Origin of the sequence: Streptomyces sp. (genome assembly GCF_031178505.1) — a bacterium.
In the GTDB taxonomy this organism is placed as follows: Bacteria; Actinomycetota; Actinomycetes; order Streptomycetales; family Streptomycetaceae; genus Streptomyces; species Streptomyces gulbargensis.
On record NZ_JAPSIW010000181.1, the window covers coordinates 1 to 10,494 of the forward strand.

12 protein-coding genes are annotated in these 10,494 nt (G+C 75.1%); 5 read left to right on the plus strand and 7 right to left on the minus strand.

Features of this window, described 5'->3' with window-relative positions:
* Positions 1–156 precede the first annotated feature (156 nt).
* Positions 157–981, plus strand: coding sequence for a chaplin (locus RIF68_RS14805; protein WP_309051702.1), 825 nt, complete (start codon positions 157–159; stop codon positions 979–981).
* Positions 982–1,028: 47 nt separating this feature from the next.
* Here the strand turns inward: RIF68_RS14805 and RIF68_RS14810 are convergent, their stop codons facing one another.
* The 3 genes from RIF68_RS14810 to RIF68_RS14820 all read right to left on the minus strand — a co-directional run bounded on the left by RIF68_RS14810 (position 1,029) and on the right by RIF68_RS14820 (position 3,463).
* Positions 1,029–1,718 carry a DUF2293 domain-containing protein gene (locus tag RIF68_RS14810; RefSeq protein WP_309051703.1) on the minus strand — a complete coding sequence of 230 codons (690 nt, stop codon included), beginning with the start codon at positions 1,716–1,718 and terminating at the stop codon, positions 1,029–1,031.
* Positions 1,719–1,730: 12 nt separating this feature from the next.
* Positions 1,731–2,171 carry a hypothetical protein gene (locus tag RIF68_RS14815; protein WP_309051704.1) on the minus strand — a complete coding sequence of 147 codons (441 nt, stop codon included), beginning with the start codon at positions 2,169–2,171 and terminating at the stop codon, positions 1,731–1,733.
* A gap of 80 nt (positions 2,172–2,251) precedes the next feature.
* Positions 2,252–3,463: a pyridoxal phosphate-dependent aminotransferase gene (locus RIF68_RS14820; protein WP_309051705.1), complete on the minus strand. Its 1,212-nt coding sequence runs from the start codon at positions 3,461–3,463 to the stop codon at positions 2,252–2,254.
* A 92-nt stretch (positions 3,464–3,555) separates the two neighbouring features.
* On the opposite strand from RIF68_RS14820, the gene RIF68_RS14825 reads away from it, so the two are divergent.
* On the plus strand, positions 3,556–4,200 hold the full coding sequence (locus RIF68_RS14825) for a helix-turn-helix domain-containing protein (RefSeq protein ID WP_309051706.1): 645 nt from the start codon (positions 3,556–3,558) through the stop codon (positions 4,198–4,200).
* Between the two features lie 35 nt (positions 4,201–4,235).
* Here RIF68_RS14825 and RIF68_RS14830 read toward each other — a convergent pair whose 3' ends face one another.
* Both RIF68_RS14830 and RIF68_RS14835 read right to left on the minus strand, forming a co-directional pair.
* Entirely contained in the window at positions 4,236–4,586 is a 351-nt protein-coding gene (locus RIF68_RS14830) for a MerR family transcriptional regulator (RefSeq protein ID WP_309051707.1), read from the minus strand.
* A gap of 61 nt (positions 4,587–4,647) precedes the next feature.
* On the minus strand, positions 4,648–5,400 hold the full coding sequence (locus RIF68_RS14835) for an SDR family oxidoreductase (RefSeq protein WP_309051708.1): 753 nt from the start codon (positions 5,398–5,400) through the stop codon (positions 4,648–4,650).
* Between the two features lie 99 nt (positions 5,401–5,499).
* Here RIF68_RS14835 and RIF68_RS14840 point away from each other — a divergent pair, with 99 nt between their 5' ends.
* Positions 5,500–6,135, plus strand: coding sequence for a uridine kinase (locus tag RIF68_RS14840; RefSeq protein ID WP_309051713.1), 636 nt, complete (start codon positions 5,500–5,502; stop codon positions 6,133–6,135).
* A 267-nt stretch (positions 6,136–6,402) separates the two neighbouring features.
* On the opposite strand, the gene RIF68_RS14845 is transcribed toward RIF68_RS14840, so the two are convergent.
* The gene (locus RIF68_RS14845) at positions 6,403–7,344 is read right to left on the minus strand and encodes a PfkB family carbohydrate kinase (RefSeq protein ID WP_309051709.1); all 942 of its coding nucleotides are present in this window, start codon (positions 7,342–7,344) and stop codon (positions 6,403–6,405) included.
* Positions 7,341–8,255: a pseudouridine-5'-phosphate glycosidase gene (locus tag RIF68_RS14850; protein WP_309051710.1), complete on the minus strand. Its 915-nt coding sequence runs from the start codon at positions 8,253–8,255 to the stop codon at positions 7,341–7,343. The genes RIF68_RS14845 and RIF68_RS14850 overlap by 4 nt, the downstream gene beginning before the upstream one ends.
* 97 nt (positions 8,256–8,352) lie before the next feature.
* Here RIF68_RS14850 and RIF68_RS14855 point away from each other — a divergent pair, with 97 nt between their 5' ends.
* Together RIF68_RS14855 and RIF68_RS14860 are read left to right on the plus strand one after the other, a co-directional pair.
* Positions 8,353–8,712, plus strand: coding sequence for a cupin domain-containing protein (locus tag RIF68_RS14855; RefSeq protein ID WP_309051711.1), 360 nt, complete (start codon positions 8,353–8,355; stop codon positions 8,710–8,712).
* A 365-nt stretch (positions 8,713–9,077) separates the two neighbouring features.
* Positions 9,078–10,433 (plus strand): discoidin domain-containing protein, encoded by a 1,356-nt coding sequence (locus RIF68_RS14860; RefSeq protein ID WP_309051712.1) that lies wholly within the window; start codon positions 9,078–9,080, stop codon positions 10,431–10,433.
* Positions 10,434–10,494 lie beyond the last annotated feature (61 nt).

Sequence of the window (10,494 nt, forward strand, 5' to 3'; positions counted from 1 at the left end):
GAGCCCTCACGGACCTCCTCGGCGGGTGACGGACAGGTGCACCCAACCCCACTCGTTGGAGTGAATCACGCCAACGAGAGGATCCGGCAAACGTGTTCGGTGCGTTTATTCCGGTACGGGCACTCGCCCGTGTACACCTCCGGAAGGCAGGAAGCCATGAGGCAGATTCGCCGAAGTGGTCTGGCCACACTGATGGTCACGGGTGGGGCGCTCGCTCTCTCGGCGGGCGTCTCCCACGCCGACTCCGGCGCACAGGGCGCCGCGGTCGGCTCGCCGGGAGTGGCGTCCGGCAACACGGTGCAGGCGCCGGTGCACGTACCGGTCAACGTCTGCGGCAACACGGTGAACGTCGTCGGACTGCTCAACCCGGCCTTCGGCAACAGCTGTGCGAACCACTCCGCCGAGCCCGCGGGCTACGGCGAGGACAGCGGCGGCCGCGCGCACAAGGACCTGCCCGGCACCCCGCGCGGCGGGGAGCAGGGCGGCTCCCACGGTGGGGGCTCCCACGGCGGCGGATCCTCCAACGGTGGCGGGGCCACCGCAGAGGGCACGGCCCAGGGCTCGCCCGGCGTGCTCTCCGGGAACGTCGTCCAGGCCCCCGTCCACGTCCCGGTCAACGTCAGCGGCAACTCCGTCAACGTGGTCGGCATCGGCAACCCGGCCTTCGGCAACACCTCGGTCAACGGCCCGGTGACGCCGCCGAAGCCGGAGCTGCCCGAGCAGCCGGTCGAGAACCCGACGCCGCGTCCCCAGACCCCCGCCCCCGTGCGGAACGTACCGGTGCCGCAGGACGACGAGGCCCCGCGTCCCGCGCCCGCGCCCGCGCCGCAGGGCGAGGCGAGCGGCCCGGCGCTGGCCGCCACCGGCGCCGACGCCCTCGGCTACGTGCTTCCGGCGAGCGCCGCGCTGCTCCTCGGTGGCGCCCTGCTGTACCGCCGCGCCCGCCGCGCCGGCGACACCGAGACGGCCGGCCGGGCCTGACCGTCCGGGACGCCCGCCCCGGCCGCGCCCCGTCGGCTCCCCAGCCGTCAGCCCCGGTCGCGGCCGTGGCCGTCCTCCCCGCCGTACCGCCAGGCCCGGAGCACCGCCTCGATGGCGGGCGCCACCCTCGTCCGGGCCTGGTGACGCGGCACGCCCCCCATGAGCAGCGTGTCGTACGGGGTGTCGACGTGCCGCACGGACGCCCGCACCGCGGCCGTGACGGCGCCCGGGTCCAGGGCCCGGCCCGCCGCCGTGCGTCCCACCCGGCCGCTGCCCTTCACCGAGGCGTGCACCGCGACCTCCCGGGCCCGCTCCGCCGGGATCGACGGGAACAGCCGCAGGATCTCCGCCTCCAGGGCCGCCGTGAGCCCGGCGTCGCGGACCGCGCGCCGCTCCGCGTCCCGGGCCCGCCGCCTGGCCCGTGCCTCCGCGTCCGCCAGGCAGGCCGCCTCGGCCCGGGCGAGCGCCTCCTCCTCGACGAGCAGCCCCTGCCGCTCGTACCGCGTACGGCGCCGGTTGTGCCGGACGACCACCGCCCACAAGGTGCTGTTCTCCCGGGCGCGCCGGGTGAGTGCCGTGTCGCCGCGCGGCAGGAAGACCAGGTGGCCCAGGTCCGCGCAGTCCAGGCAGACCGGCGCGTTGAACTCCAGGATCATCCGCGGCAGCGGCCCCCGCCGGCACTCGGAGCAGCGGCGTCCGCGCAGCGGTTCGACGACGACGGGAGCGACCAGGTCCACGGCCGTCCTCCCTCAGCGCACGCCGGGAGCGGCGGCGGCCGTGACGAACCGGGCCCGTGCCTGCCGCGCCCGGTCCGAGCGGCGGGCGTCCTCCTCGTCAGCCGCCTCGTGCGCGCGGGCGGCCTCCGTGAGACGCCGCACCTCGGGGTCGTCGCAGACCAGCCGCACCCGGAACAGGGCCTGCCGGGCCGCGGTCCGCCGCCGGTGGGGGACGAATCGGGTCTCCTCGGCCTCCTCGGGGCCCGGCTCCTCAACCGCCCGCAACCAGCGGTCCTTCCGGCTGTGCCGGTGCTCGACCGGCGTGCCCGCGAACGCGCCGCGGGCGATCCGCCCCTGCCGGAGCGGCTCGCTCCGGGCGGGCGCGGCCGTGCGTTCGGCGGCCCGCCCCTGGAACCCGTGCGTCGCGATCACACCCGAAGGTGTTCCCGCCAGGGCTGTCGGTGTCGCGTCCATGACCGGTCGTCCCTCCCGCGCGCCGACACGGATCCGTGGATCCCCCCACCCTCCGATCATGACAGCCGGAGGGCCGGGCGTCACTGGCGGTAGCCGTTGAGGAAGCGCCCGATGCGGCTGATCGCGGCGTCGAGGACGTCGGCGTGCGGCAGGGTCAGGATGCGGAAGTGGTCCGGGCTCGGCCAGTTGAAGCCCGTCCCCTGCACGACCTGGATCTTCTCGCGCAGCAGCAGGTCGAGCACGAACTTCTCGTCGTCGTGGATCCGGTGGACGGCCGGGTCGAGGCGCGGGAAGGCGTACAGGGCACCCTTCGGCTTCACGCAGGAGACGCCGGGGATCTCGTTGAGCTTCTCCCAGGCCCGGTCGCGCTGTTCGCGCAGCCGGCCGCCCGGGGCGGTCAGCTCGTCGATCGACTGCCGGCCACCGAGGGCGGCCTGGATGGCGTACTGGGCGGGGGCGTTGGCGCAGAGCCGCATGGAGGCCAGCATGGTGAGGCCCTCCAGGTAGTTCCTCGCGTGCTGCTTCGGGCCGCTGACGACGAGCCAGCCGGAGCGGAAGCCGGCCACCCGGTAGGTCTTGGACAGACCGCCGAAGGTCAGGACGACGAGGTCGGGGGCGAGGGAGGCGGCCGGGTGGTGGACGGCGTCGTCGTAGACGATCCGGTCGTAGATCTCGTCCGCGAACACCATCAGCCCGTGCCGGCGGGCCAGATCGAGGATGCCCTCCACGACCTCCTTCGGATAGACCGCGCCCGTGGGGTTGTTGGGGTTGATGACGACCACGGCCCGGGTCCGGTCGGTGATCTTCGACGCCATGTCGTCGAGGTCCGGGTACCAGTCGGAGGACTCGTCGCACAGGTAGTGCACGGCCTTGCCGCCGGAGAGCGTGGTGACCGCCGTCCAGAGCGGGAAGTCCGGGGCCGGGATCAGGATCTCGTCGCCGTCCTCCACCAGGGCCTGGACGGCCATGGAGACGAGTTCGGAGACGCCGTTGCCGAGGAAGACGTCGTCCACGTCGACCCCGGGCACGCCCATCTCCTGGTAGCGCTGGGCGACGGCCCGGCGGGCGGAGAGGATGCCGCGCGAGTCCGTGTAGCCGTGGGCCCGGGGGAGCATCCGGATCATGTCCTGGACGATCTCCTCCGGGGCCTCGAAGCCGAAGAGGGCCGGGTTGCCGGTGTTGAGGCGCAGGACGCTGTGGCCCGCCTCCTCCAGCGCGTTGGCGTGCTCGATGACCGGGCCGCGGATCTCGTAGCAGACCTCGTTCAGCTTGCTCGACTGCCGGAACTCCATGTCCGCACTCCCCAGGTCCCCGGAAACTGTTGGTGCTTGGTTTTACCAAGTTCGAGCTTGGAAAGTCCAACAACATGTCTAGACTGCGGGACATGCCACGTCAGCCACGCCGCCGCAGCTACGACCAGCACTGCGCCGCCGCGCACGCCCTCGACCTGGTCGGCGACCGCTGGACCCTGCTCGTCGTCCGTGAACTCCTCGCCGGACCGCGCCGCTACACCGACCTGCACGCCGATCTCCCCGGCGTCAGCACCGACATGCTCGCCGGCCGCCTCAAGGACATGGAGGCCACCGGACTCGTCACCCGCCGCCGTCTGCCGCCCCCCGCCTCGGCCTCGGTGTACGAACTCACCCCGCGCGGACGGGACCTCCTCCCCGTCCTGCGCGCCCTGGCCGACTGGGGCGCGCAGGACCTCGCCGAACCGCGCCCGACCGACGCCGTCCGGGCCCACTGGTTCGCCGTCCCGCTCCTCGGACCGCTCGCGGAACTGGGCCCCGGACTCGTGCAGGTGACCCTGGACGAAGGCGAGTTCCACGTACGGATCGGGGCCGACGGCAGCCTCGCGTACGGGGACGGGGCGGCCGGCGACCCCGACGTACGTCTCCGTACGGACGCGGCGACCTGCCGGGCGCTCGCGGCGGGGCGGCTCACGCCGGCCGAGGCCCTGGACAGCGGCCGGGCCGAACTGCGCCGGAGCGGGGCCGCCGCCGAACCGTCCACGTCGGACGTGCGCTGAGCGGGACCCCCAGAAGTGGACGGCGGGGGCCGCGCTCAGGTCGGGACGGCGGCAAGGGCGGCGGCGAGACGGTCCCGGGCCGCCGTCTGCGCCGCGATCCGCGCGTCCAGGACGGCCAGCCGTCGACGGGCGATCCGCAGGCCCCCCTCGGACGGCGGGGCCGAGGCGAGGTCCCCGTCGAGGCACTCGCGGAAGGCGGCGACGTCCTCCAGGGTGAGCCCGGCGTCCAGCAGATGGCGGATGTTGGCCACCCGGCCCACCGCCGACTCCTCGTACACCCGGTAGCCGTTGGCCGCCCGGGCGGAGACGAGGAGACCCGCCTGCTCGTAGTGGCGCAGGGCCCGCGCCGAGACACCCGTCCTGCGGGCCAGTTCACCGATGCGCACGCGCACCACCTCCCGCGTTGTTCTACCACCGGGCGGACACGCGGGCGGTGGGGGGCGCGACTCAGGTGACCAGGGCGCCGCCGTCGACGGGCAGGACGGTCCCGGTCAGATAGGCGGCCTCGGGCGCGGCGAGCGCGGTGATCGCCCACGCGACCTCCTCCGGCCGGCCGAGCCGCCGCAGCGGCGTATGGGCGAGCTGCCACTCCCGTACCGCCCGGAGGCGTTCCGGTGACAGCCCCATGTGCTCCCCGATCGGTGTCTCGATCGCGCCGGGGGCGACCGCCACCACCCGGACGCCGTCGGGCGCGAGGTCCAGCGCCCAGCAACGGGTGAGGGTCTCCAGGGCGCTCTTGGTCGCTGGGTAGACGGAGCTGCCCGGCCAGCCGCGCTGCCCGATCGCCGTCGTCACGTTGACGACCACGCCGCGCGACTCCCGGAGCGCCGGGACGGCCGCCTGGGTGAGCAGGACCGGGGCGAGGAGGTTCGTCTCCAGGAGCGGCGCCAGGGTGGTCCGGTCGAGGGTGCCGAGCGGGCCGCCGGCCGCGATCCCGGCGTTGTTCACGAGGACGTCGAGGCGGCCGTGACCGGTGAGCACGGCGCGGACGATCTCCTCCGGCGCGCCTTCCGCCGTCACGTCGAGAGGCAGCGGGTGGATGAGGGGATGGCCGTCGGCCGTCTCGCGCAACGGTTCGGGCCTGCGCCCCACGGCGACGACGGCCGCTCCCTGCCCGGCGAAGGCGCGCGCGGTGGCCCGGCCGATGCCGGTACCCGCACCGGTGACGACGACGACCCTGGTGGGTGAGGTGGTGTTCATGGACCCGATGGTCGAACCCTGACGCCAGTGGCAAGGTCAAACGCGGTCGCGCGCGGGGCGGTGGCGGGCGGCGGGAGAGGAGCGGGCAGGATGAGCGGAATGCGATACGAGCCGATCACCTGGGGCCGGCTGGCGGGCCGGCTCGGCGCCCACCTCGACCGGGCGACCCCCCGCGACGGAAGCGACTGGCTGAAGGTCGGGCTCGACGGACCGCCGGCCGCGCCCGGTGGCGAGCTGGCCGCGAACCTCGCCGAACAGCTGAGGGCACGCGGCCGGGCCGTCCACGTCGTCGCGACCGACGGCTTCCTGCGGCCCGCCTCCCTCCGGTACGAGCACGGCAAGCAGGACCCCGACGCGTACTACGGCGAATGGGTCGACACCGGGGCCCTCTGGCGGGAGGTCTTCACGCCACTGGAGCCGGGCGGCACCGGGCGGGTGCTGCCCGACCTCTGGGACCCGGCGCGGGACCGGGCCACCCGCAGTCCGTACGTGACGCTGCCGCCCGGTGGGGTGCTGATCGTGCACGGGCCGTTCCTCCTCGGCCACTGGTTCCCCTTCGACCTCACCGTCCACCTGCGCCTCTCGCCCGCCGCACTCGCCCGGCGCACCGAGGAGGCCTGGACCCTGCCGGCCTTCGCCCGGTACGCCGCCGAGGCCGACCCGGCCGGCACCGCCGACGTCGTCGTGCGCGCCGACGACCCGCGCCACCCGGCGTGGACGGGGATCGACCGGTAGGGCGCCGCCGGGGGCGCCGTGCTTCCGTGGCCGGAGCGGTGCCGGAGAGCGTGCCGTGCTGTGCCGCCGAGGGGCGCCGTGCCGCCGCTCACGTCGTGCCGCCGGGGGGCGCCGTGCTTCCGTGGCCGACCGGCGCGGGAGCCGTGCCGCTGCTCACGCCGTGCCAGGCGGCCGGACCGGTACGGGAGCCGTGCCGTGGTGAGCCGCTCACGCCGGGCCGTGCCGCTGCTCACGCCGGGCCCCGCCGTCGCTCACACCGGCCATCGCTCACACCGTGCCGCCGGCTGGGCCCTCCCCTCCCGTGGCCTCCTCCGGCCGGCCGCCCACCCGGGTGACCGCCTCCGCGCCCGCGCGGCAGCCGGCTTCCGCCGCCTCGGCGGGGGTCGCGCCCGCGAGGCGGGCGGCCAGGAAGGCGCCGGTGAACGCGTCACCGGCGCCGGTCGAGTCGACCAGCCGGTCCGGGCCGACCGGGGACGCCGGGACGCGGGCCGTGACCGCGCCGCCCTCGGCGATCAGCGCTCCGCCCGCGCCGAGGGTGACGACCACCAGGGGAAAGCGCCGGCTGAGCGTGGCCGCCGCCGTGGCGGGCGAGGAGCGGCCGGCGAGCAGGCGGGCCTCGCCGGCATTGGGCAGCAGGGTCTCCGCGCCCGCCGCCCGGGCCAGGAACCGGCCGGGGCCGAGCCCGGCGAGGAAGCCCGCCGACGCCGGGTCCACGCTCACCGGCACCCCCGCCGACCGGGCGTCCCGCAGCGCCCGCCGGGCGACCTCCCGGCTCGGGGCGGTGAAGAACAGGTAGCCGGAGAGGTGGAGCCGGGCCACGCCCTCCAGGAGCTCCGCCGACCAGTCGCCGGGGGAGAGGCGCAGGGCGGCACCGCTGTCGGTCAGGAACGTGCGCTCCGCCGAGGCGTCCACCAGGGCGATCACGGTCGCCGTCGCGGCCTCCGGGTCGCGTACGAGGACCGGCCGGACGCCCGCGCGCCGCAGGGCCCGCTCGTGCCAGTCGGCCGCCTCCGCGCCGACCCGGCCGAGCAGCCGCACCTCGGCCGCCGAACGGGCCGCCCAGCAGGCGGCGTTGGCGCCGGCTCCGCCCGGCAGGGTGCGGATCTCCGCCGCCGTGTCCGTGGCGGGCGCCAGCGGGGTCCGGTGCCGGGCGACGACGTCCGTGACCACGTCCCCGACGACCAGGAGCGCACCGCCCGAGGCGCTCACCGCCCGCCCGCGGCGTACGCCCCCGCGATGCGCGCCGCGAGCCGGACGTTGCCTCGCACCGCCGCCAGGTTGGCCTCCAGGGACGCGCCGTCCGTGTGGGTCGTCAGGTACTCCAGGAGGAAGGGTGTCACCGCCTGGCCCGTGATGCCCTTCTCCTTCAGCTCGGCGAGCCCCCGCGCGAGCACCCGGTCGTGCAGTGCCGGGTCCAGCTGTTCCGCCTCCGGCACCGGGTTGGCCACCACGAGCGCCGACCAGGGGGCGCCGAGGCCGTCCCGCGCCCGCATGACCTCCGCCACCTCCCCGGGGCTGCGCAGCGTCCAGTCGACCGGTTCGCCGGAGGAGGCCAGGTAGAAGCCGGGGAAGGTGTCCGTGCCGTACCCGACGACCGTCACGCCCAGGGTCTCCAGCCGCTGGAGCGTCGCCGGCACGTCCAGGATCGACTTCACGCCCGCGCACACCACGGTGATCCCGACCCGGGCGAGCAGCCGCAGGTCGGCGGACTCGTCCTGGGTCTCGCGCCACTCGCGGTGGACCCCGCCGAGTCCTCCGGTGGCGAAGACGGGTATGCCGGCCGCGTCCGCCAGGAGGGCCGTCGCCGAGACGGTCGTCGCGCCGGTCGCTCCCGTCGCGAGGGCCGGGCCCAGGTCCCGGTGCCCCAGCTTCCGTACCGCCGGATCCTCCGCGATCCGGATCAGCTCGGCCCGGTCCAGGCCGACCCGGGCCGTGCCGTCGACGACGGCCACCGTCGCGGGGACGGCGCCCCCGGCCCGTACCGCCTCCTCCAGTTCCACGGCCACGGCCAGGTTGCGCGGGCGCGGCAGACCGTGGGCGATGATCGTCGATTCCAGCGCGACGACGGGACGGCCCTCGTGGAGCGCCTCCCGTACCTCTTCGGACACCTGTGTGGGCATGCTCCATCCCTGGCGCGGGCGCGCGCCCGGCAAACCTCGGTGGCGCACACCGGACACCCTCCCGGCCCGTTCGTCCCGGCCGCTACAGTCACCGCCCATGACGACCACTCATGACCTGCCGTCCTTCGCCGTGCACATTCCGGACGCCGTACTCGAACCCGAGCCGCTCGATCCCGCGCAGATCGTCTCCGGCGCCCCGGAGGTCTCGGGAAAGGTGCTGTGGGAGTCGGCCGACGGCACGCAGGTGCGCGGCATCTGGCAGATCACGCCCGGGGTCGTCACGGACACGGAGGCCGACGAGCTGTTCGTGGTGGTCAGCGGGCGGGCGACGGTCGAGGTCGAGGGCGGGCGGACCCTGGAGATCGGCCCGGGCGACGCCTGCGTGCTGCGCGCGGGCGACCGGACCACCTGGACGGTGCACGAGACGCTCCGCAAGGCGTACCACGTCAGTCTCTGACCCGCCCGGCGCGACGGGCCGGCGACAGCCTCACGGCCTTCCCGTCGCCCCTTCCGTCCCAGCCGTCCCGCGTTCAACTCCGGCCGGGCGGAGGCCTGTCCGAGGTCTGGAAGGAAACCTTCCTGTCCGATAGCATCCCCGGCGGCGGCTCGGCGCGGCGGCCCCTCCCCGGGACGTGACGCGCTCAGCGAGAGCTCTGACCCGGCCGCCGTGCACGGCTCGCCCGTGGGGTGCCCCTTTCACCCCGCGGGCCGGACGCCGCGCCCACGGGCCCGCCCCGGGGGCCGGCGTCCGTGCCCCCGCGCGCCGGCCGTGCTCCGCACCGGTGTCCAGCTCTCGCCACCCCCAGGCCAGGGAGTCCGGGTATGCGCCCGTCCGTCTCAGCCCCTCTCCGTCCCCGCTCCACCCCCCTCACGACCGTCCGTCCGTCCTTCCTCCTCGCCGCCCTCCTGGCACTCGTCGGCGGCCTCCTCCTCGCCCAGCCCGGCCGGGCGGGAGCCGCCGCCGACCCGCTGATCTCCCAGGGACGGCCCGCCACCTCCTCCTCGATCGAGGACGCCACCTTCGGCCCCGAGAAGGCCGTCGACGGCGTCACCACCACCCGCTGGGCCAGCGCCGAGGGCTCCGACCCGCAGTGGATCACCGTCGACCTCGGCCCCTCCGCCACCGTCTCCCGGGTCCGCCTCGTGTGGGAGGTCGCGTACGCCCGGACCTACCGCGTCGAGATCTCCGCCGACAACGTCGCCTGGACCACCCTCGCCACCGAGAGCGCGGGCAACGGCGGCACCGACGACTGGACCGGACTCACCGGGCAGGGGCGCTACCTGCGCGTGTACGGCACCTCGCGCGGCACCCCGTACGGCTACTCCCTGTACGAACTGGAGGCGTACGGCACCAGCGGCGGCACGCCCCCGCCCACCGGCGCCTTCACCGTCGTCGCCGCCGGGGACATCGCGGACAGGTGCACCGCGTCCAGCAGCTCCTGCGCCCACCCCAAGACGGCCGCGCTGGCGCAGCGCCTCGCGCCCGCCTTCCACGTCACCATGGGCGACAACCAGTACGACGACGCGATGCTCTCCGACTTCCGCGCCTACTACGACAAGACCTGGGGCGCCTTCAAGGCCAGGACCCGGCCCGTCCCCGGCAACCACGAGACCTACGACCCGGCCGGTCCCCTCGCCGGCTACAAGTCCTACTTCGGCGCGATCGCCTACCCGCAGGGCAAGCCGTACTACAGCTACGACCACGGCAACTGGCACTTCGTCGCCCTCGACTCCAACTCCTTCGACGACCCCGCCCAGATCCAGTGGCTCAAGGACGACCTCGCCCGCACCACCAAGGGCTGCGTCGCCGCCTACTTCCACCACCCGCTCTACTCCTCAGGCGGCCACGGCAACGACCCCGTCTCCCGGCCGGTCTGGAGGATCCTCTACGACGCCAAGGCCGACCTGGTCCTCAACGGGCACGACCACCACTACGAGCGCTTCGCCCCGCAGGACCCCGACGGCCGGGCCACCGCCGACGGCATCGTCGAGATCGTCGGCGGCATGGGCGGCGCCTCCCCCTACCCGATCGAGACCGTCCAGCCCCACAGCCAGAAGCGGATCAGCGGCCCCTACGGCGTGCTGAAGCTGGACCTCACCGACACCACCTACACCTGGCAGTTCGTCGGAGTGGACAACCAGGTCAAGGACTCCGCCCCGACCTACCGCTGCCACTGATGTACCTCGCGACCACCGGTCGCCCGGACGTGCCGCCGGCCCCCACGGGGGTCCGGCGGCA

Excerpts from the sequence above, each read along its gene's own strand:
- RIF68_RS14805 (WP_309051702.1), top strand. The coding sequence starts at position 157 with ATGAGGCAGATTCGCCGAAGTGGTCTGGCCACACTGATGGTCACGGGT.
- RIF68_RS14815 (WP_309051704.1), bottom strand. The coding sequence starts at position 2,171 with ATGGACGCGACACCGACAGCCCTGGCGGGAACACCTTCGGGTGTGATC.
- RIF68_RS14820 (WP_309051705.1), bottom strand. The coding sequence starts at position 3,463 with ATGGAGTTCCGGCAGTCGAGCAAGCTGAACGAGGTCTGCTACGAGATC.
- RIF68_RS14825 (WP_309051706.1), top strand. The coding sequence starts at position 3,556 with ATGCCACGTCAGCCACGCCGCCGCAGCTACGACCAGCACTGCGCCGCC.
- RIF68_RS14835 (WP_309051708.1), bottom strand. The coding sequence starts at position 5,400 with ATGAACACCACCTCACCCACCAGGGTCGTCGTCGTCACCGGTGCGGGT.
- RIF68_RS14840 (WP_309051713.1), top strand. The coding sequence starts at position 5,500 with ATGCGATACGAGCCGATCACCTGGGGCCGGCTGGCGGGCCGGCTCGGC.
- RIF68_RS14850 (WP_309051710.1), bottom strand. The coding sequence starts at position 8,255 with ATGCCCACACAGGTGTCCGAAGAGGTACGGGAGGCGCTCCACGAGGGC.
- RIF68_RS14855 (WP_309051711.1), top strand. The coding sequence starts at position 8,353 with ATGACGACCACTCATGACCTGCCGTCCTTCGCCGTGCACATTCCGGAC.
- RIF68_RS14860 (WP_309051712.1), top strand. The coding sequence starts at position 9,078 with ATGCGCCCGTCCGTCTCAGCCCCTCTCCGTCCCCGCTCCACCCCCCTC.